This is a genomic window from Streptosporangium carneum, assembly GCF_027922005.1.
Taxonomy (GTDB): domain Bacteria; phylum Actinomycetota; class Actinomycetes; order Streptosporangiales; family Streptosporangiaceae; genus Streptosporangium; species Streptosporangium carneum.
On record NZ_BSEV01000040.1, the window covers coordinates 44,739 to 65,730 of the forward strand.

Here is a 20,992-nt window from a genome sequence, read left to right on the forward strand (position 1 = left end):
CAATGCATGAGGTCGCCAAGACAGACGGGACTCTCTTCGGCCCGCTGCCGAAGGAGTAGGGATCTCACCTGGGATCCGATACTCCATGTGTCGTGGAGGTCGATGCCACTGACGAAAGTCAGGGGCACAGCCTGACGGAAGACCGACGCCCGGGCACAGTCCGCTCTCTTAGCGTCGACGCCGTGATCGCAGGCGAGGCACCCACAAACGCTACGGCGAAAAGTCCGGTGAGGTCCTCGCAGCCCTTCGTCACGATCATCCTGGCCGTCGCCCGGATGCTGTTCGCCCGACGCCATGCCTCACCCGACAGGGAGGTACGAGATGTTACGCAGGTTCATGGCAGTGATCGCCGCTTTGGTGGCGGTCACCGCGCTCGTCACGCCGGCCGGCGCCGCACCGCACGAGTTGGTGCTGCCCGCGCCGACCGGCCGGCACCCGATCGGCTGGACCCGACTGCACCTGGTCGACGAGGACCGGACGGACCCCTGGGTGCCGACCGGACCACGGGAGTTGATGGTCTCGGTGTGGTACCCGGCCGTCGCGGCGCACGGTGACCGCGTACCGTACGCCACCGCCGAGGAGTCCCGGCTGCTGTTGGACCTGTACGGGGTCACCGGCGTGCCCTCGGACGCTCTGACCAGGGTCCGCACCCACGCGCGCACCAGGGCGACGCCGCTGCGCACACCTCACCGGCTGCCGCTGGTCGTCTTGTCGCCAGGGCTGGCGTTCCCGCGCTGGACCCTGACGACGCTGGCCGAGGATCTGGCCAGCCGCGGGTACGTCGTGGTCGGCATCGACCACACCTACGAGGCGGCGGCGGTCACGTTCCCCGACGGCCGTGTGGCCAAGTGCGTGGTGTGCGCCGGAGGGACCAGCGGCGCGGCGATCATCGCCAGCCGGGCCCTGGACACCTCGTTCGTGCTGGACCGTGTGCTCGCCCGGTACCGGCATCTGATCGACCCGCGCCGGATCGCCGCCGTCGGTCACTCGACAGGCGGGGCGGCCGCCGCCGCGACGATGTTCGGGGACGCGCGCGTGGACGCCGGGATCAACCTGGACGGGTCCTTCCAGCCGGCACTCACCCGGGACCTGTCGCGCCCGTTCCTCATGGTGAGCGCGGAGGACCGGAGCCCTGGGCGACGTCCGGACTGGGACCAGACGTGGCCGCACCTGACCGGCTGGCGACGCTGGCTGTATGTGCCGGACATGCAACACGCCTCGTTCAGCGACGCCGCGGTCGTCGTCGAGTGGCTGGGCCTGCCGCCCCAGTCGCTGCCCGGCACACGGGTCGTCGACATCATCCGCGCCTACGTGGCCGCGTTCGCCGACCTGCACCTGCGGCACCGCCCCCAGCCGCTGCTGAACGCGCCGACGCCGCAGTTCCCCGAGGTCCACTTCGTGGATCCGTCCCGCTGAGAACGCGCGCCGCCCCGAGTTCGGTGCCATCACAACTCCACGAAACTCGGGGCACGCCAGCCGCTTGCGTGAGGCCGGCCGCCGACCTGCCGACAGGATGAGCGACCGGCCGCGTCCGGATTCACGACCGTTGCTCAGGAGCGGGGGTCGCCCGGTTGGTCGCCGGTGCGGGCTTCGGCGGTGGTCTTCAGGTCGCGCAGCCAGGCTTCCAGGCCCGCGCCGAGGATCTCGGTGGCTCTGGGAACGTCCGCTTCGACCTGGGCGCCGGTCCAGGTTTCCTCGGTGTGCACGCGGACGCCTCCCTTGACCTTGGTGAAGGTCCACAGGTGGACGCCTTCGTCGATGCGCACGCCCTTACCGATCGCGGGTCCGCTCCACAGGATGCAGGTGTCGCGCTGGAGTTGCCGGACGGTGGAGGTGATGTGCATGGTGGTGGCGGGGGTCGTGGGGGTGGGGGGCGCCGGGGTGGTCCACCGGAACCGTGAGCCCTTGCGGAGGGGGCCGGGGTCGAGGCGTCTCATGGTGAGGACGGGAGGCTGCCAGGCCGGCCAGCGTTCCACGTCGGTCTGCAGCTTGAAGACGGTGCTCAGCGGCGCCTTGATCACGATGTCGGCCTGGTAACGGATGAGAGCGGCGGTGTCGACGCCCTCTCCACGGCACTGGGGCCTGCCGTCGTGATGGGCGGCCCGGGACTGCGCGGGGGCGGCCTGCGCGGCCGGGACGTTGCCTGCGAGCACGCCGGCGACGGCGAACGAGATCGTGAGCGCGGTGACGCGTATGCGGGTCCGGGGGCGGACGGTTCGCGCGTGCGGGGGGCGGGGCCGGGACCGCTGAGCGGGTGAGTTCGACGGGCCGTTGCTGAACATGGTGTTCCTCTCATTGTGGGGGTCGGCGTCGGATGCTCGGATGCCTGGGATGAGGTGCTGGTGGGGACGGCGCACGACAGTGCGCCCCCTCAGCGTCGACGGGCTCGATGGATGGTCACGATGAGTGCGGCGGACGCGGCGACGATCAGACCGACGAAGGCGGGGTGAATGTCCTTGGACAGGCTCGGCGCGCCGGCGGGCCGCGTCAGCCACACGACGAGCGGGATCGCGTAGGTGACGGCGAGAAGCGTGGCCGCCCGGCGAACCGTCTGGTCGCGGGCGTGACGGAGAGCGCCGACCAGCGCGATCACGACCGGGACGATCGCCAGCAGGGCGAACTGGCCGACGACCATGACGGGGACCGCCCAGGAGGCGACGGTCACCGCCGGCGGAGTGCGCCGGCCCACGCGGGTGAGCGGCTTGGATGTGGTGGTCATGACGTTCCCCTCGCCTGATGACTGGGCGCACGACTGCGAACCCGCGCCGCGCAACCACGATGAGCTAGAGGCTCACGTGTTCGTTAGAAGTTATAACCAAGCAGTGGGAGGAGTGTCAATAAGATTCGTGATAGCCTCTAACTAACTTTTCAAGATGTAGCTTCGTAGGCGGGGAAGGTGGCAGGCCTTGGCGGAGACGGACACGGAGACCCCGCGCGAGCGCTACCGCACTCAGGTGCGCGCGGAGATCAAGGAACGCGCGTGGGAGCAGATCGCCACGGCGGGGGCGTCCGCGCTCTCCCTCAACGCGGTCGCCAAGCAGATAGGCATGAGCGGCCCCGCGCTCTACCGCTACTACGCCAGCCGCGACGAACTGATCACCGAGCTCATCAGGGACGCGTACCGAAGCCTCGCCGACACCCTCCGCTCAGCCTCCGCCGCAGGCGCCGACCTGGCCGCACTGGCGCACACCATACGCGGCTGGGCCCTGGAGGACCCCCAGCGCTACCTCCTCATCTACGGCACCCCCGTCCCCGGCTACCACGCGCCCGGCGACATCACGCTCATCTCATCCGAGATCATGGCGATCCTGCTCGACGCCTGCGCGGCGCTGGCCCAGGACAGCCCCGCGACGCCGTTCGACGCGCACCTGGCAGACCACCGCGAATGGGCGAACGGCCACCCCGCCCCGCCTGCGGTCCTGCACCGGGCTCTGATCTTCTGGACCCGGATCCACGGTGTCCTGTCCCTGGAGCTCGCGGGCCACTTCACCGGAATGGGATTCGACCCCGCCCTGCTCTTCACCGCCGAACTGGACCGCCTGCTGGCGCACTGACCCGCAGCGGGGCCCTGTACACCAGGTCCAGCGGTGTGTCGTTCAGCGTCTGTCGGAGCCGGGGCATCTCCACGAGACGGACAGCGATTCAGTCGTCCTGCGGGCGGCGCAGCGGAAGCCGGACGCGGAAGGCCGCCCCTTGGCCGGGGACGCTTTCCACATCGATTCGGCCCGCGTGCGCCTCCACGAGCGCGGCGGCGATGGCCAGGCCCAGTCCGGTGCCGCCGTGGGCGCGTGAACGGCTGGGGTCGGCCCGATAGAAACGGTCGAACACCTGGGGAAGGTGCTCGGGATCGATGCCCTGGCCCTCGTCGCGTACCTCGATGAGCGCCGTCTCCGCGACACGCGCCACGGTGACGCGTACGGCGCTGCCGGGTGGGGTGTGGGTCATCGCGTTGCCGACAAGATTGGCGATCACCTGGTGCAGACGGTGCTCGTCGCCGCGGACGATCACCGGATCGTCGGAGACGGCCAGGTGGATCGGACGTTCGCGATCACGCGCCCGAGCCGCCTGCACCACGTCGCCCGCCACCACGTGCATGTCGACCGTGGTCGCCTCCAGGCCGGGCTCCTGGTCGAGGCGGGCCAGCAGCAGCATGTCCTCCACCAGCACGCCCATGCGTTCCGCCTCGCCCTCGATGCGGCTGAGCAGCCGCTCGGCGACGGGGTCGCGGGCCACCTGGCCGTGGTGGTACAGCTCGGCGAAGCCCCGGATCGAGGTGAGGGGCGTGCGCAGCTCATGGGAGGCGTCGGCGACGAAACGGCGCAGCCGTTGTTCCGACTGCTGGCGTGCGCGCAAGGCGGCGGCAAGGCGTTCCAGCATCGTGTTGAGCGTCTGGCCGAGTCGCCCGATCTCGGTGCCGGGGTCGGCCTCCGCCACTCTTCTGTCGATGTCGCCGGCGGCGATCGCCTCCGCCGTACGCTCGACACGCGTGAGAGGGCGCAGGCCCAGCCGTACCACGGCCCAGGCCACGGCGCCGAGGAGCACCAGCACCAGCGCCCCCGCGGCGATCTCGATGACGAGCAACTGCTGCACGGTGGCGCGGTTCGCCTCCAGGGACATCGACACCGCGACGCGTTCGCCGCCCGGCAGTTCCTTGAGCAGGACGCGCCAGTTCTCCTCCCCGGTCTTGCCCGGCACGGTGAAGGGCTGGTCCGGCACGGAGGAGATCGCCTCGGCCGGCACTTCCGGCCCACCCGCCGCGTCCGTGGGGATCACGCGGATCAGGCGCGCGGAGGAGGCGTAGACGGCGATCTGGAACTGGGATGGCAGCCGGACACTCCCAGGTGGCGGCGGGGCCATGGGAGGCGGGCGCCGGGCAGAGGTGGCGGCGGAGAAGTCGGCCAGCTGTGAGTCGACGCGGGAGAGCAACGACTGCTCCAACATCACCGTGCCGGCGACCGCGAAGACGGTCAGCCCCGCCGCGGACAGCCCCAGCAACGCCGCCAGGAGCCGCAGCCGCAGCGGCCACTGGCGGCGTGCTCCGCTCACGACGTGCTCAGCAACCGGTAGCCCACGCCACGCAAGGTATGGATCAGCGGCGGGCCGTCGGCGTCGATCTTCCGGCGCAGGTAGCTGATGTAGGACTCCACGATCCTGGCGTTCCCGTCGAAGTCGAAGTCCCAGACGCGTTGCAGGATCTGCGCCTTGCTGACCACCCGTTCGGCGTTGATCATCAGGTAACGCAGCAGGGCGAACTCCGTCGGCGACAGGTGGATGGGACGGCCGCTCCGCCGCACCGTGTGGGCCTCCTCGTCCAGCTCCAGGTCCGCGTACCGCAGTACCCCGTCGTCCCCCTCGTCCTGGGGAGGGCGGATGCGGCGCAGGATCGCGCGCAGCCGCAGTACCACCTCCTCCAGGCTGAAGGGCTTGGTGACGTAGTCGTCGCCTCCGGCCGTCAAGCCTGCGATCCGGTCGGAGAGCGCGTCCTTGGCCGTGAGGAAGAGCACCAGCGGGCTGTGCCCGGCCTCGTGCAGCCGGCGTGCCACCGAGTATCCGTCAAGGTCGGGCAGCATCACGTCCAGCACGACGATGTCAGGCCGATCGCGTGCGACACCGTCCAGAGCGGCCCTGCCGTTGGAGGCGGTGCTCACGGTGAAACCGCTGAGAGTGAGCGCCTCCGACAGCAACTCGCGGATGCTCGGCTCATCATCGACGATGAGGACCCTGGCGTTCATGACGCTGTTCTACAGGACGTGTACGAGACCGTCCGCGGGATCCGCGGCGGCGGGCGCAGGTCGTCGAGCGGTACGCCGCCGCGGCATGACGACTCGTCGTGCCGCGGGGCTCGGCCTGCCTCACCGTGACCGCCCCGCGTCCGAGGACCGCCGCTCATGCCCCGCACCTGCCGCTCATGCCCCGCACTCGTAGAGCACGTTCGCGCCTCCGAACGGAGGCGGACCGGAATCACCTGGTTGTTCCGTGCCGCCGTACTCCGCGGCGGGCACGAGCGTGCAGTTGCCGTCGATCCACTCGCTGCGCCGGGCCGCGCCCTCGCCGCCCATCCTGGGCGCACCCGACGACGCCCCGAGGACATACCGCAGATCTCCCGCCTTGACCCACCGATCGAGCTGTGCGACGGACGGCGCCGGATCACCCCCGCTGAAACCGCCCATCCCGATCACCGTCTGCCCGCTGTGCAAGATGTACACGGCCGACCCCATCGCGCCGTTGTCGACCGCGAGCTTGATGCGAGCCGTACCGGAACGCGCCACCGCGTAGTCGAGGATCTTCCGTTGTTCGGTGGTGAGCCCACCGGCGTTGTCCGTCGGCCCGCGTCCGGGGCCCGGCATCCGGCCGGGGCCGGTCATCGGCGGGCCCATCGGCGGCCCGGCGGCGGGGATGACGGCGTTGGCCTGCACGGGCCCGAAGGTGTACGCGAACGACCAGACGGCGGGTGCCAGCAGGCAGGGAAGCAGGACGGCCGCGACGACGCCGGGGCCGCGGGCCGCGGCACGTCGACCGCGGACGACCAGGAAGGCGATTCCCGCGACGGCCACGGCCAGGACGGCGTGACGCGCCCAGCCGTTCCATGAGACGTCCCGCGAGATCAGGACCCACGCCCAGGCCGTGGTGACCACGATCGCGGCCGCGGCCGCGACGACGCTCCAGCGGTGCCCGGCTGAGGCCGCCATGCCCGCGCCGACCAGGGCGGCGATGGCGGGAGAGAGCATCGTGGTGTAGTAGGGATGGAAGATCCCCGCGGCCAGGCTGAAGACGACGCCGTTGGTCAGCAGCCAGCCGCCCCACAGCAGCCAGCCGCCACGCGCCTCGGGCCTTACGGCCTCGCCGCGGCGCGCGCGCCACACGGCGAGCACGGAGGCGGCCACGAGGATCAGCAGGGCGAGCGGCAGCAGCCAGCTCACCTGACCGCCCACCGCGTCGTCGAACATGCGCAGCGGGCCTGGATCGCCGCCGAAGGCGCCCATGGCTTCGCGGGGGAACCCCTGCCCCGGCGGCTCCGCCGGGAGGCCGCCCGGCGGGGTGGGGAAAGCGGAGGGCATCCGGGGCATGCCGGGGCCGCCGCCCGGCATCTGCGGCATGCCGGGGCCGCCGCCGAAGATCCGGCCCAGGCCGTTGTAGCCGATGACCAGATCGCGGGCGGTGCCGTCGGTGCTGCCCCCGACATAGGGCTTGTCGCCGGGCCACAGGTCCACCAGCGCCACCCACCACAGCGAGCTGAACAGCAGGACCACGGTCGACGCGGCCAGATCCCCCAGTCTGCGGCGCCACGGGGCGGTGGCGCCCGCCAGGTAGGCGAGCAGGAAGGCGGGCAGGCACACCCAGGCGGCCAGCATCTTGGTGGTGAAGCCACAGCCGATCAGGAAGGCGGCCAGCAACAACCAGCCCGTGGCCCGCCGTGGCGCGCAGGACGGTTCCATGGCCCGGGTGAGGGCGTAGGCGGCCGCCACCGTCAACAGGACCAGCAGCGTGTCGGGGTTGTTGTCGCGGTTGATCACGACGGTGACCGGGGTGAGGGTGAGCACCAGCGCGGCGATCAGGGCGGCCTCGTCGCCTGCCCAGCGGCGTACGGCGCGGTGTAGCAGGAACACCGTGGCGACGCCCTCGACCACCTGCGGGAGCAGCAACGCCCAGCCGTGATGGCCGAACATCCAAACGGACAGGACCTGCGGCCACAGCGCCATCGGCGGTTTGTCGACGGTGACGACGCCGACCGGGTCAAAGGAGCCGAAGAGGAAGCCGGTGAGGCTCCCCGACATGGAGGTGACGGCGGCGCTGTAGTAGCCGTTGCCCCAGCCCCAGCCCCACGACGCCCACCCGTACAGAACGGCGGCCAGCAGGCAGATCACGCCCAGCGCGTACCGGTGCCGTCTCCCCGGGGCGAGGCGGGCAGGTACGACGGCGTTGGGCGAGGTGATGACTCTCATGTCGGCGGTCACTTTCGGGGGGCGGTGGCGTGGCCGAAGACCCAGCCGCGCAGCAGGAGGAAGCGGCTCGCTGTGCCCAGCAGGCACGCGCACACCAGTACGGTCAGCTCCAGCACCCGTGTGTGGCCGGGGACGAGAGCGGTCAGCGTCAGCAGCGCACCGGAGGTCAGCGCGTAGTACAGGCCGAACACGATCAGCCCGAGCAGGTGTGTGCGGGCGGTGGACCGCTCGCGGGAGGCGACGAAGGTGAAGCGGCGGTTGGCCTCGGTGTTGAGCACGGTGGTCAGTGTCAGCGCCGCCAGATTGGCGGCCAGCAGGGGCAGCCAGGTCCGCAGCAGCGCGTACAGGCCCAGGTGGGCCGCCGTGGACAGCACGCCGATGACGCCGAACGACAACAACTGCCACAGCAGGCCGCCGCCGTTCTCGGCCAGCACCGCGTCCGGGTGCGCGGCGCGCGGGTCGGGCCGCGCGGGCAGGTCCGGCACCCGCGCCGCGCCTGTGGCCTTGGCGCGAGCCACTCTGATCAGGCCCTTGACGTCGTCGACGGCGGTGCGTACGACCTGCACCCGGCTGTCGACGTCCTCCACCCAGTCCACCGGGATCTCGTGCACCCGCAGGCCGTTGTGGTCGGCGAGCAGGAGCAGCTCGGTGTCGAAGAACCACGAGTCGTCCTCGACCGTTGCCAGCAGCGGCCGGACCACCGCCGTACGGGCGGCTTTGAACCCGCATTGCGTGTCGGTGAACCCCACCCCGTGCGTCAGGCGTACGAGAGCGTTGTAGCAGCGCGAGATGATCTCTCTGCGGGGACCGCGCAACGTGCGCGCCCCCCGCGCCAGCCGGGAGCCGACGGCCAGGTCTGAGTGCCCGTTGAGCAGCGGGGCGACCAGGGGCAGCAGCGCGTCGAGCCCGGTGGACAGGTCGACGTCCATGTAGACCACGACGTCGGCGCGGCTGCGCGCCCACGCGGTACGCAGGGCCAGCCCGCGTCCCTTGCGCTCCAGCCGCAGCAGCCGGATCTCGGACCGGTGACGCCTGGTCAGCTCGGCGGCGATCTCCGGAGTCCGGTCGGTGCTGGCGTTGTCGACGACGGTGATGATCCACTCAAAGGGGAAACACCGTTTCAGATAGTCGCGCAGCACCTCGACGCACCCCGACAGGGCGCGCTCTTCGTTGTGGACCGGGACGACGATCTCCACTGTCGTGGTCAGCTCGCAGGCCGCGCAGGCCTCCCCCTCCCGCGCCCGCCGCACCTCCTGCCCCGCGGTCAAATCTGTCATGAGGCCAGTAAGCCTCCCGATTGTGGGAGAAAGCTGAAAGTCGCCACGGTCGTGATCGTGGATTCCATCTGTGGCGACATGCCGGGAGCAGGCGGTGACCTGGGATGATGACCGCCGGATGTGGCACGCGGTTGGAGCGGTGCGGCCACGGACGATACGCAGGCCGGCGCCGATCGGTCCACGTCTGGCGCTGAATGCGGGCATTTTGCGCGCGGGAGCACCGCTCTCCTACTGGCGGGCGACCGCCGCGGCGGCCCGCGCCCGCCCTCGCCTTCGACCCGCAGAGACCAAGCTCTCCGACGGTGCGCTCGACTCTCCGCGCTCACGACGCGGCGCTCGCCGAAGACCCGCGGTCACCGCGTCCGGGCTGGGATCTCGTCGCGCGTCGCAGCGCCCCGCGTCGTTCGACGACATCGCGCGACCGGAGGAACGCGAAATGCTGTCAGAACTCGGCAATATCCGCCGCCGCCCCTGACCGCCACAGCCACCATGGGGAGATATGACGAAGCGTTCGCACCTCATCACCGCGGCGGCCGTACTGGGGCTGTCGCTCACCTCCGCCCCGGCGGCCGACGCGTCCGTTCGCGCGGCTTCCCCGCTGGCAATGTGCACCAGCGGCGTCAAGCCCTACATGAGCTCCTTCCCCCGCTGGTCGTGGCTGGGCCGGTGGAACACCTCCAACGCCAGTAACGGGCCGCGTACCTGCGGCTTCACGCAGCAGCGATCGATCGTGTACGTCTGCTGGTCCGACGCCAACGGCTCCAAGATCCATGTGATCGGCGGAGAGGAGGCAGGCGGGCGGCGTAACTACATCACGCCCACCTGCGACGGCCGTACTCACGGCACCAAGGCGTACGGGGGCCTGAGCACCCCGTACCACCTGCACTGGCACCACGACGGCCGGGTGAAATGGAGCCAGGTGGGACTGGGTCTGTACTGACGGAGCGCCCCGCGGCCCATCGCGCCGTACGGGTTCCTCTGTGACGCAGGGGTCACGACCGCCCGAGCGCTCAGGTCTCCGGGCGACGACCGAAGTCCGTGGCGAGCCAGGTCGCGAGGTCCTCGGCCGGTCGGCGGCGGTCGCCGGACCCCGGCTCTCCCGTCACCGGCTCCCGCACACGGCCGAGGCGGAACACCCGCCAGTCGTCGGCGTCGAGGTCGTGGGCCAGGGCGTACCAGCGGCCGCGGGCGTAGAGGCACCGCACCGCCTCCACTCGCCGCCGCGTGACCTTCCCGTGCCGGTCGCGGTAGACGAACCGCAGCACGAGATCCTGACCCGCCGCCCTGAGCAGCGCCGCCAGGGTCGTCGGGTCCACGTCCCCGCGCTCGCCGTCGGCGTTCTCGCTGCCCTCGGCGGCGTTGTCCAGGACGGTGCGCAACCGCCGTGGAAGCACCTGCGACAGTTTGGTCAACGCCCGGTGCGAGGCGTCCCCGGCGAAGACTCCCTCGGCCATGCGCAGCGCCGCCACCAGGGCCATGACCTCGTCGTCCTGGAAGACCAGCGGCGGCATCCGGCTGCCGGGGCGCAGCGCGTAGTGGCCGCCTGGCCCGGGCCTGCTCTCGACCGCGTAGCCGAGGCCCTGCAGGCGGGCCACGTCGCGGCGAACGGTGCGAGCGCTGACCGCGAGGCGTTCCGCGAGCTCGGACGCCGACCAGCTCGGCCGGGCGGTCAGCAGTTCCAGCAGTCGCAGGGTCCGGCCGGCGGGGTCGCCGCCGACGGGCTCGAAATCGGTCATGACTCCAGTGTGGCCGCAATCGCGGACAGGATCCGGCCACATCTGACCGTACGGTGGCAGCCATGGAGATCGCTGTCACCGCACCATCCGGCAATGTCGGCCGCTTGCTGGTCGGCCACCTCGTCCGCGCCGGCGTCCGTCCACGCCTGCTGAGCCGCCACCCCGACCAGGCCCGCGCGAGCTGGGGCGACCTCGTCGACGCCCGCGAGGTCGACCTGCGGGACATCTCGGCCGTCACCGAGGCGACCCGCGGTGTCGACGCGCTGTACCTGGTCGTGCCGCCCGGCCAGACCGATGACCCCGTCGCGGCGTATGCCACGGTCGGCGAGATCGTCGCCGCCTCGGTCGCCGACAACCGCGTCCCCCACACCGTCCTGCAGAGCAGCGTGGGAGCGGAACTCCGCGAGGGCGCCGGTGAGATCGACGGGCTGGCCCGGGTGGAGGAGACACTGGACCGAATCGCCGCCGCGGACACCGGCCTGGCCGTCACCCACCTGCGGTGCGGCTATTTCTTCAGCAACCTGCTGTTCGAACTGGACGCCATCCGCTCGGGCGCCGTAGCCGTGCTCCGCCCCACCGGCGAGCCGTTCCCCTGGGTCGCGCCGGCCGACATCGCCGTGGTGGCCGCCTCCCTGTTGCTCCGCCCCGGTTGGTCGGGGCGCCGGGTGCGGGCCGTCCACGGTCCCCGGGACCTGTCCTGGGACGACGCCCTGGCCGTGGTCGGCGACGTCCTGGGCCGTACGGTCGCCGCCCACCGCGTCGACGACGACACCATGCGCGCCACGCTGGCCGACGCCGGCATGCCCCAGGCGCGGATCGAGGCCGTCATGGGCATGTCGACCGGACTGCGCGAGGGGTTCGTTCCCGAGCAGCCCCGCACCGCCGAGACCACGACGGACACGACGCTCGGAGCATGGGCCTGGGCCGAGCTTCGTCCCGCTCTCCACGCGACCGGCTGACGGGTCGTCGGCGGCGCTCGCCGACCGGGCGCGGTCAGGGGCCGACGGTCAGGTCACCCGGCGGGCGACAGGCTCAGTGACAGGACCGCTGTCGTAAGTGTCTTTTTCCGCCGGTGTCCGGAGAAGCACCATGCAAGTGCGGAAACGGCCGCTTGACGTGGAAGGAACGAAGAGAGGCATGGGCAAGTACGATCACCTGTTCGTCCATCACATGCGGGACTGCGCCGACGACCTGGTCAACGAGGGGGCCGCAGCCGGCGGTGAGCGCCCGGCGAACATCGGCGACCCCTTCGGGCTGATGCGCGCCTTCGACGTGGACGCCAGCACGGTCCACATGGCCTACAGCTGGATCAATCCCACCTCGGAGCAGGTGCACTGGGTGAACGACCATGAGCACACCTACGACGAGGTGCTCATCTGGATGGGCAACGACCCGGACAACGTGCACGACCTCGGCGCGTCGCTGTATCTCGACATCGAGGGCGAGCGGCACACGGTCACCACGACCGGCTCGGTGTTCATCCCCGCGGGCACCCGGCACTGCCCGCTCGGGTTCAACTACGTGACGCGCCCGTTCACGTTCATCGCGCTGTCACTCAGCCCGTCGTACGCCTCGGACGAGAATGTGCCGCGCCACAGCTGAGCGATCGGAGGCGGTGTGGGCCGGGTGGAGTCTCTCCACCCGGCCCACACCGGTTCATGACTGAGGTGTCCGGTGTGGGCCGGGCGGAGGATATCCGCCCGGCCCACACCCGTTCACGCCCCGGCGGCCGGCAGTGCCGAGCCGACCGGGCCGCTACCGGCGCCCGTGTCCCGCAGCGCCGCCGCCAGCTCGGCCAGGTCCTCGGGAGTGAGGCTGAGCGATCCGGCCGACAGCCACCCGTCCACCTGCTCCGGGGTGCGGGCGCCGACGATCGCCGCCGTCACTCCCGGCCAGGCCGTCGTCCAGGCCACCGCGACCGCGCCGACCGACACCCCGTGGCGTTCGGCGACCGGCCGCAGCGCCTCCTGGAGCGCCAGATTGCGGGACAGGGCGGGCGGCTGGAACTCGGCCTCGCGGGAACGCCAGTCGTCGGACGGCAGGGCGGCGGCCCGGTCCGCGGTGAACGTGCCGGACAGCAGCCCGGCCGCCATCGGGCTGTAGACGATCACCCCCGTGTCGTGCTCGGCGCACCACGGGATCACGTCGGCCGCCGCGTCCCGGTGGATCAACGACAGCGGCGGCTGAAGGGTCTCGACCGGGCCGACCGCCTCGCACCGGTCCAGCAGCCCGACGTCGAAGTTGGACACCCCGGCGTGCCGGACCTTGCCCTGTTTCACCAGCTCCAGCACGGTGCCCCAGGACTCCTCGATGGGCGGGCCCGCCGGGTCCGGGGCGTGGATCTGGTACAGGTCGACGTGGTCGACGCCCAGGCGGCGCAGCGAGGCGTCGCACTCGCGCCGGATCGACTCCGGCGTGAGATTCTGGCTTTCCACCCCGTTCTCGTCCCAGACCAGGCCGCACTTGGTGAACAGCAGCGGCCGGTCGGCGGGCGGCAGCGCGGCCACGGCGCGGCCGACGACCTCCTCGGAGTGCCCGAAGCCGTACACGGCCGCCGTGTCGATCCAGTTCACGCCGCCGGCGACGGCGCGGTGAATGGCGGCGATCGACTCCTCGTCGGACTGCGCGCCCCAGCCCATCAGCCCCGGGCCGCCGGTGGCCCAGCTTCCGAAGCCCACCGAGCTGATCCGCAGCCCGGTACGGCCGAGTTCGCGGAGCTCGCGGAATTCGTGGATCGACATCAGGTCTCCGTCCGGTAGGGGCGCGTCGCTTCCGGGTCGACGACCGGCAGCACGATGCGAGAGAGGTGGGGGCCGGCGTGGTGGACGTTCTGCAGCGCGCTGACCATCTCGGTGGACCTGCCGGGCGGCTCGCCGGTGTTGGGGTTGCGGTCGAAGTGCGGGAAGTTGCTGCTGGAGATCTCCACCCGGATGCGGTGTCCCGGCTGGAACACGTTGCTGGTCGCACCGAGGTCGAGGCGGTACTCCACCACCTCCCCCGGGGTGACCGGGCGCGGTCCGGCCGCCGGGTCGCGGTGGCTGGCGCGCAGGATGCCGTCGGTGATGTTGCGGGCGTAGCCGCACGGGCCGACGTCGACCAGCTTGGCGGTCCAGTCGGTGTCCGGCGCGGAGGTGCTGGCGTGCAGCACCGCGGTGACCGGCCCTGTGACGTCCAGCGGCTCGGTGAGCGGCTCGCTGGTGTAGACGAGGACGTCCTCGCGCTCCTCGATCGGGCGCTGGTCGTACACGCCGCCACGGGTGTGCACCGGGCTGCAGCACAGCGCGCCGCCCAGGGTGGGGACCGGGTTGCGCGGGTTGTACACGTAGCTGTCCGGCGGCTGGTCGCCGGGCGTGTCCCGGGACAGGCGCCCGTCGCCGTGCAGTGTGTTGGCCCGGCCGCCGCTGTGCAGGTACCAGTCCTGGTACTCGGTGCCGGGCAGCGGCCACGAGTCGGCGACCCGCCACTGGTCGGCCCCCATGGCGTACAGCAGCACCGGCGGGTCGGTCCCGGCCCCGTCGCCGCCGTCGCGCAGCCACCGGTCGAACCAGCGCAGCTGCAGGCCGTCGGCGTCGAGGGCGGAGCCGGTGGCGCGCCCGCCGAAGCTCCACGAGCCGACCGGGTTGCCGCTGAACAGGCCCTCGTGCGGCCACGGCCCGACGAGCAGCCGCTGCCGGTCGCGCACCCCCTGGGGCCCCTCGGCGCGCATGCCGGCGAAGTTCGCCAGGGTGCCGCCGAGGAACGTGTCGTACCAGCCGCCCAGGTTGAACGCGGCGACGGTGATCTCCGGGTAGGCCCGGGAGACGTCCAGCCGCTCCCAGAACTCGTCGTAGCCGGGGTGCTCCAGCCACTCCCGGTAGTACGGGGCGACGTCGTCCAGGTACGGATGCCGGTCCAGGGGCAACGTCAGCGCGGTGTCGGGCAGGCGGTCGGAGGCGTCGGTCAGCGCCTCGCGCACCTCGGCGGGGACCGACGGGTCGCGGGCGGCGTTGTGCGCGGCGAGCGACAGCGTCCAGCCCAGGCTGAAGCTGAGCTGGAACGCGCCACCCCGGTACACCCAGCCGTGGTGGTAGCTGGACGCGGTGACGTTCGGAGTGATCGCCTTCAGCGCCGGGTGCCCGGACATGGCGGCCTGCCACTGGGTCACCCCGTCGTACGAGCCGCCGAACATGCCGACGTTGCCGTCGCACCACGGCTGGGACGCGACCCAGTCGATCGAGTCGTACCCGTCCTCGCGTTCGTGGACGAACGGCGTGAACCGGCCCCCGGAGGCGCCCCGTCCGCGGGTGTCCTGCATCACGACGGCGAAGCCGCTGGACGCGGCGCGCAACGCGAACGTGCCGTACATGCCGAGGCCGGTGCGGTCGTACGGGGTGCGGAACACCAGGGCCGGGCAGCGCTGCCCGGCCGGGCGGTACACGTCGGCGCGCAGGAGCGTGCCGTCCCGCATGGGAACGGCGACCATCCGGTCGACCGTGAGCGACTCAATCATTCTTACCCAGCCAGTGGTCGAGGACGTTGCGGGTGATTCTGGAAACGCCGTTGTCGTAGCCGTGGGCGGACAGCGCACCGCTGTAGGAGATCGAGCCCGTGGCGAACACCGACCCGCCGCCGCGGGTGCGGAAGTACACGAGGTCGGAGCGCACGTCGGGATCCTCGGAGGCGCCGTGTCCCGGGTGCGTGCCGGTCAGTTCCTCGACGGCGAACTGGTAGCCGTCGAGAAGCCCCTCCGAGGTGGCCAGCACGACCGCGTCCGGCGGGCTGCCCAGCTCGGGGTCGTAGCGGTCGATCTCACCGCCCGCCGCGCCCCCGCCGTCCAGCCCCGCGTCGCCGAACACCTCGGGCACGCCGTCCAGCAGGGACTTCGCCGAGTCGGGGAGGGCGTCGGGGCCGATCCGGTACCGCCCTGACGGGCCGCCGCCCTGGGCGCTGAAGCCCACCCCGAACACCTTCTGCGGCGGACGGCCGCGGTTCGCCCACAGGCCGCCGCGCTCGCCCGTGGTGGCGTGGTGGTACTCGCCGGGACGGGCCTGCCAGCTCCGGGTGCCGTTCTCGCCGCGGCGCAACTCCATCACGTGCGGCAGCTCGGGATGGAAGGAGACCACCCAGTAGTAGCCGTTGCCGCCCAGGTAGCCGAAGTTGCCGCCGCCGTCCACGTACGACTCGATGGCGTCGATCATCTGCTCGGAGGCGTACTCCGGGTGACTCCCGCTGAGCACCCCGCGGTAGGGGCGGAGCAGGTCGACGCCCTCGGCGTGCAGGTCGTGGTCGGTGATGACGTCGAAGGAGTAGTCCAGCTCCGTGAGCCAGTCCAGGATGTACAGGTCCGACGCCAGCATGAACGGCGACAGGTGGATCCGGAAGCCCGGCGCCAGGGTGAGGATCGGGCGGCGCCAGGAGATGTAGCTCACGCCGCTGCCGTCGGTGTGCTTGGCGTACGCGGAGTGTCCCAGGTCGTAGCGGTGCTCCAGGAACACCGTGTCCCGGGGGACGACCGACACGTGGCCGAGGCCGCGCTCGTTGGAGTAGGCCAGGTAGGTGGCGGTGGGCAGCAGCAGCGCGAGCCTGCCTGCGGCGCCTCCCGCGGGCGCGCGCACCACGAACGGGACGGCCCGCTCGCACGAGCCGTCGGCCGCGACGACCCGCAGGGCGTACACGCCGCTCGGCAGGTCGGCGGGCACGGTGAACTCGTGGCTGGGCGTCCATTCGGCGTCGGTGAGCGCGTCGTCGTGGAAGTGGATCGCGGCGTACCCGCGTGGATCGGCGGCGTAGTGCTCGATGCGGCCGGTGAAGTGGCGCCCGGTCACGCCGCGTACCGGCAGGTTCACCAGCCTGCCGTCCAGGCCGGGGCGGCCGGCGCACGGCACGACCAGCGACGCCGCGGTCTCCCCCGGCTCGAACGACCAGCGCATCGGGGCGTCGTGGTCGTCCGACGCCGCGACCAGCAGCCCGGCCTCGGGCAGCGGGTACGGCCAGACGCCCGGTCGTTCGATCTTGCCGTTGTAGTGGTCCTCCTCCGGGGTACGCGCCGCGAACAGCAGGTCCCCGTGCTCGGCCGGGGCGAACGCGCCCTCGACGTGCCGTTCGGTCACCTGGGGCCGGTCGTCCACCACGATCGGGCTCACCCGGCTGTTCACGCTGGTCACCAGCGGCCGGGTGACCAGCGTGGCACGCCCGGTCGCGGGGTCGTACGAGGCGGCGACGCCGTACCAGCGGTGCGGGTCGAGCGGGGCGTCGGCGTGGACCGCGGTCTCGCGGGCGCCGTCGCCGAGCCAGAGGGTCGGCCGCCCGGTCTCGTCCAGGCCGAGCGCGTATCCGCGCGGCCCCCGGTCCCAGCGGGCCAGCACGACCTGCGGCCGCCCTGTCACGTGGGTCGGGTGGATGTACGCGGCGACGGCGAAGCCGTCCGCGCCGGCGGTCGCGCCGTGGGGGTCGCGGACGGCGATGTGCGAGCCGAGCCGGGTGCGCTGGGTGTGGCCGGCGTGCCGGCCGCGCCAGGCGTCCGCGACCTGCTCGATGCGGACGCCCGGGCTGGCCGGGTCGTCGTCGACGTGCCGCAGCCGGATCAGTTCGGTGGTGTACTCGGCGACCTGCTCGGCGCTGACCATGAACGTGATCCGCTCGCCGGGGGCCGCGCTCACCCGGTCCGCGTAACCGAGCAGGGCCGGCCCCTCCTGCCGCAGTTCCGGCCCGTCGACCGCGTCCGCGGAGGGCTCGCCCCACCCGAACACGTCGAACAGCTCGCGTCGCAGGCCCGCCTCGCGCGCCTCGTCAAGGCTGGCGAACTCCCGCCGGTCGGCGAGCCGGTAGGTCTCGCCGCGCCGCGCCGGAGGGCGGACCAGCCGCCAGAGCTCGCGTGGGGTCTGCTCGTAGACGGACAGGCGCTCGGTCGCCGGACGCCGGCCGAGGAACCGCGCCACCAGGCTCAACGGCTCCTGGTGCACCGCCTGTGGATCGTGGATCCAGGCGGTCACCAGGTCCTCGGTGATCAGCGAACGGAGCTGCTCGACGCGGCGTTCGGCGAACCGCGCCCGAATGGCCACAACTGAGGATTCCATGACTCGACGCTAGGCAACCGGTCGCGGCGCGAGTAGCTCGTCAGGTCGGCGGCCGTGTCACTGAACGGAGGTAATCCGCCGCCCCGGCGCGCCGGCGGAACTCCCCCGGGCTCGTCCCGGTCTCGCGCTTGAAGAAGCGGCCGAAGTACGACGGGTTGTCGAACTGCAGCCGCTGGGAGACCTGGGCGACGGTCAGGTCGGTGTGCCTGAGCAGCCGCTTGGCCTCGACGGTCAGCGCGGCACGGATGATCTCCGCGGGCCGCTTGCCCGTGGTGCGCTTCACCACGTCCGCCAGGTGTTTCGGGGTGACCCCGATCCGGCTGGCGTAGCCGCTGACGCTCTGCTCGTTCGGCAGTTCCTCGCTCACCAGCCGCAGGTAGCGGCGGGCCAGCGCGGTGCCGCTGTCCTCCTCCACGGTCCGGACGTCCGCGTCCCGGCGCAGCCGGCGCATCTCCACCAGCAGGATGTGCAGGTACGCCTGGAGCACCGAGACGTCCGCGCCGCCGGGACGGCGGTACTCCCGGGCCAGCGCGACCAGCAGCGTGGTGATCGGCTCGACCTGCTCCGCGGCCAGGTGCAGGGCGTGCCCGGTGCCCAGCGGGTCGAGCGCCAGCGACTGGCGCGGCGACACGCGGTCGCCGTACTGGGGGACCAGGAACTCCTCGACGAACGTGACGATGTACCCCTCCAGCGGGGCGTGGCCCTCCCAGAACTGCACCTGGCCGGGGGCGACGAAGTACATCGTCGCCGGGGCTACCTTGTACGGCACGAAGTCGATCACGTGGGTGCCCGAGCCGCGGGTCACGCACACCAGCTCGTAGAACTCGTGCCGGTGCGGGTAGGGGGCGGACGACCAGGGCGCCAGGTCGGCGAACGACCCGATGGCGAAACCGGGCGCGCCGTCGCCGATGAGAGGGTCTTCGAAGCTGTGGGTCGGGAACGAGAGAGGGGAGTCGGAGACGGACGACACGGACGGCATGGCGGCTCCCGGTATCACTGATGCGAATCTTCGATGCCCGCGGCCTCCGGCGACGCCGTGGGGGATGTGGACGGGGTGATGCCCGGATTCGCCGCCAGCAGGGTGCGGGTGTAGTCGTGCTGCGGCTCGGCGGCGAGCCTCTCGGGGGTGGCCACCTCGATCAGCCGGCCGTTCTTCATCACGCCGACCCGGTCGGCGACCGAGAGGATCAGGCTCAGGTTGTGGGTGATGAACAGGTAGCTCAGGTTGTGTTCGCGGCGCAGGTCCAGCAGCAGGTTCATCACCTGTCCCTGCACCGACACGTCGAGTGCGGAGGTGGGCTCGTCGGCCACGATCAGCCGGGGCTCCGGGGCGAGGGCGCGGGCGATGGCGACCCGCTGGCGCTGCCCGCCGGAGATCTGCGACGGGAGCCTGTCGATGGTCGACTTGGGCAGGCCCACCTCGTCGATCAGGCGTTCCACCCGGCGGCGCAGGTCGGCGCCGCGCAGGTCGGTCAGCTCGCGCAGCGGCTCGGCGATGATCCGGCCCACGGTGTGACGCGGGTCCAGGGAGCTCTGCGGGTCCTGGAAGACCAGCTGCACGGTACGGCGGAACGCGCGGACGTCGCCTTCCAGCCCGCGCGGGGTGTGCCGCTGGCCGTCCACGGTGATCGTGCCCTCGGTGGGGTGGTCGAGCGCCGCGACGAGCTGCCCGAGCGTCGTCTTGCCGCTGCCGGACTCGCCGACCAGCCCGAAGAACTCTCCCGGCCGGATGTTCAGGCTCACCCCGTCGACCGCGGCCGTGCGCTCGCGGCGACGCAGCCTCAGCAGGCCGCCGGAGCGCCCGCTGCGGGTGACGAAGGCCCGGCGCACGCCGTCGATCGCGAGGAGCGGCTCGTCCCGCGTGTCGGCCGTCGCCGGCGTGACCGCCGCGACGGGCGGGGGCAGGTCGACCGGGCCTGCGCCGGGGTTCCAGCAGGCGACCTCGACCTGCGGGCCCTCCTCGGCCGGATCGGAACGCTCCATCCGCTCGGCCTGCTCCACCTGCTCCGTCTGCCCGGAACGCTCCATCGGGACGGTGACGAGGGCGAGCGGCGGCTCCTCGTCGCGGCAGCGGTCCGCGGCGTGCGTGCATCGCGGGGCGAACCGGCAGCCGGGGAACCGGGCGGCCGCCTCGGGGACCGAGCCGACGATGGACGGCATGCCCCGCGTGTGGCGCACCCCCACCTGCGGCACGCACTCGACCAGGGCCCGCGTGTAGCGGTGCCGGGGCGAGCCGAGCACCTCGGCCGCGGGCCCGACCTCCACCAGGCGGCCCGCGTACATCACCGCGATCCGGTCGGCGATCTCCGCCGCCACGCCCATGTCGTGAGTGATGAACACGCACGCCATCCGGTGCTCCCGCTGCACGGTGCGGAACAGGCGCAGGATCTCGGCCTGGGTGGTCACGTCCAGCGCGGTCGTGGGCTCGTCGGCCAGCAGGAGGTCGGGACTGGACATCAGCGCCATGGCGATCATCACCCGCTGCTGCATCCCGCCGGAGAGCTGGTGCGGGTAGAGGTTCGCCACCCGCTCCGGGTCGGCGAACCCCACCTCCCGCAGCAGCTCCAGTGCCCGGGCGTGGCCCTGCGCGCGGAGGTCGCCGCGGCGCGTCGCGGCGCCGGCCGGCCAGTACGCCTCGCCGAGCTGCGCGCCGATCCGCTGCGCCGGGTTGAGCGAGTCGAGCGCCTCCTGGAACACCATGCCGATCCGCCGGCCGCGGAACGAACGCATCTGCGCCGGGCTCAGGGAGGTGAGGTCGACGTCGTCGAGCCGGACCGTGCCGGTGGTGCGCACCGGGGCGACGAACTCCAGCAGGCGGATGATGGACAGCACGGTGACGGTCTTGCCACTTCCGGACTCGCCGACGACACATAGGGTCTGTCCGGAATCAAGGCTGAGTGAGAGTTCGTGGACCAGATCGGTGGTCGTCTCGTCGGTGAGAACCCCGACAGAGAGGCGGTCGATATCAAGTAGTGACATAG

Annotated in this window: 17 protein-coding genes; 5 read left to right on the top strand and 12 right to left on the bottom strand. The window is 71.9% G+C overall.

The genetic code is table 11. The annotated features are described in order from the left end of the window. Positions 1–321: 321 nt before the first annotated feature. Positions 322–1,416, top strand: a complete 1,095-nt coding sequence (locus tag PKF00_RS41295; protein ID WP_271223228.1) for an alpha/beta hydrolase family protein — start codon at positions 322–324, stop codon at positions 1,414–1,416. A 134-nt stretch (positions 1,417–1,550) separates the two neighbouring features. Here the strand turns inward: PKF00_RS41295 and PKF00_RS41300 are convergent, their stop codons facing one another. Further along, positions 1,551–2,282 carry an SRPBCC family protein gene (locus PKF00_RS41300; RefSeq protein ID WP_271223229.1) on the bottom strand — a complete coding sequence of 244 codons (732 nt, stop codon included), beginning with the start codon at positions 2,280–2,282 and terminating at the stop codon, positions 1,551–1,553. An 89-nt stretch (positions 2,283–2,371) separates the two neighbouring features. After that, on the bottom strand, positions 2,372–2,719 hold the full coding sequence (locus PKF00_RS41305; protein WP_271223230.1) for a hypothetical protein: 348 nt from the start codon (positions 2,717–2,719) through the stop codon (positions 2,372–2,374). A 187-nt stretch (positions 2,720–2,906) separates the two neighbouring features. Between PKF00_RS41305 and PKF00_RS41310 the strand changes: the two genes are divergently transcribed. Beyond that, positions 2,907–3,554, top strand: coding sequence for a TetR/AcrR family transcriptional regulator (locus tag PKF00_RS41310; RefSeq protein ID WP_271223231.1), 648 nt, complete (start codon positions 2,907–2,909; stop codon positions 3,552–3,554). A gap of 88 nt (positions 3,555–3,642) precedes the next feature. On the opposite strand, the gene PKF00_RS41315 is transcribed toward PKF00_RS41310, so the two are convergent. The 4 genes from PKF00_RS41315 to PKF00_RS41330 all read right to left on the bottom strand — a co-directional run bounded on the left by PKF00_RS41315 (position 3,643) and on the right by PKF00_RS41330 (position 9,220). After that, the gene (locus PKF00_RS41315) at positions 3,643–5,046 is read right to left on the bottom strand and encodes a sensor histidine kinase (protein WP_271223232.1); all 1,404 of its coding nucleotides are present in this window, start codon (positions 5,044–5,046) and stop codon (positions 3,643–3,645) included. After that, positions 5,043–5,732, bottom strand: a complete 690-nt coding sequence (locus PKF00_RS41320; RefSeq protein ID WP_271223233.1) for a response regulator transcription factor — start codon at positions 5,730–5,732, stop codon at positions 5,043–5,045. The genes PKF00_RS41315 and PKF00_RS41320 overlap by 4 nt, the downstream gene beginning before the upstream one ends. Positions 5,733–5,906: 174 nt before the next feature. Further along, a complete protein-coding gene (locus PKF00_RS41325; protein ID WP_271223234.1) occupies positions 5,907–7,943 on the bottom strand; it encodes an ArnT family glycosyltransferase in 2,037 nt (678 codons plus the stop codon). A gap of 8 nt (positions 7,944–7,951) precedes the next feature. Continuing rightward, positions 7,952–9,220 (bottom strand): bifunctional glycosyltransferase family 2/GtrA family protein, encoded by a 1,269-nt coding sequence (locus PKF00_RS41330; protein ID WP_271223235.1) that lies wholly within the window; start codon positions 9,218–9,220, stop codon positions 7,952–7,954. A gap of 499 nt (positions 9,221–9,719) precedes the next feature. Between PKF00_RS41330 and PKF00_RS41335 the strand changes: the two genes are divergently transcribed. Continuing rightward, on the top strand, positions 9,720–10,160 hold the full coding sequence (locus PKF00_RS41335) for a hypothetical protein (protein WP_271223236.1): 441 nt from the start codon (positions 9,720–9,722) through the stop codon (positions 10,158–10,160). A gap of 70 nt (positions 10,161–10,230) precedes the next feature. On the opposite strand, the gene PKF00_RS41340 is transcribed toward PKF00_RS41335, so the two are convergent. Then, the gene (locus PKF00_RS41340; protein WP_271223237.1) at positions 10,231–10,956 is read right to left on the bottom strand and encodes a helix-turn-helix transcriptional regulator; all 726 of its coding nucleotides are present in this window, start codon (positions 10,954–10,956) and stop codon (positions 10,231–10,233) included. A gap of 62 nt (positions 10,957–11,018) precedes the next feature. On the opposite strand from PKF00_RS41340, the gene PKF00_RS41345 reads away from it, so the two are divergent. Both PKF00_RS41345 and PKF00_RS41350 read left to right on the top strand, forming a co-directional pair. After that, positions 11,019–11,915, top strand: coding sequence for an NAD(P)H-binding protein (locus tag PKF00_RS41345; RefSeq protein ID WP_271223238.1), 897 nt, complete (start codon positions 11,019–11,021; stop codon positions 11,913–11,915). 178 nt (positions 11,916–12,093) lie between these two features. After that, positions 12,094–12,558, top strand: a complete 465-nt coding sequence (locus tag PKF00_RS41350; protein WP_271223239.1) for a hypothetical protein — start codon at positions 12,094–12,096, stop codon at positions 12,556–12,558. Between the two features lie 113 nt (positions 12,559–12,671). On the opposite strand, the gene PKF00_RS41355 is transcribed toward PKF00_RS41350, so the two are convergent. The 5 genes from PKF00_RS41355 to PKF00_RS41375 are packed head-to-tail and all read right to left on the bottom strand — an operon-like array spanning position 12,672 to position 20,990. Next, a complete protein-coding gene (locus PKF00_RS41355) occupies positions 12,672–13,697 on the bottom strand; it encodes an aldo/keto reductase (protein WP_271223240.1) in 1,026 nt (341 codons plus the stop codon). Then, positions 13,697–15,445 carry a CocE/NonD family hydrolase gene (locus PKF00_RS41360; protein ID WP_271223241.1) on the bottom strand — a complete coding sequence of 583 codons (1,749 nt, stop codon included), beginning with the start codon at positions 15,443–15,445 and terminating at the stop codon, positions 13,697–13,699. The genes PKF00_RS41355 and PKF00_RS41360 overlap by 1 nt, the downstream gene beginning before the upstream one ends. Further along, complete coding sequence (locus tag PKF00_RS41365; RefSeq protein WP_271223242.1) at positions 15,438–18,011, bottom strand: N,N-dimethylformamidase beta subunit family domain-containing protein; 2,574 nt, start codon at positions 18,009–18,011, stop codon at positions 15,438–15,440. Before PKF00_RS41365 ends, PKF00_RS41360 begins: the two co-directional genes overlap by 8 nt. A 40-nt stretch (positions 18,012–18,051) precedes the next feature. After that, the gene (locus tag PKF00_RS41370; RefSeq protein WP_271223243.1) at positions 18,052–18,990 is read right to left on the bottom strand and encodes an AraC family transcriptional regulator; all 939 of its coding nucleotides are present in this window, start codon (positions 18,988–18,990) and stop codon (positions 18,052–18,054) included. A gap of 14 nt (positions 18,991–19,004) precedes the next feature. Beyond that, positions 19,005–20,990: an ABC transporter ATP-binding protein gene (locus tag PKF00_RS41375; protein WP_271223244.1), complete on the bottom strand. Its 1,986-nt coding sequence runs from the start codon at positions 20,988–20,990 to the stop codon at positions 19,005–19,007. Positions 20,991–20,992 lie beyond the last annotated feature (2 nt).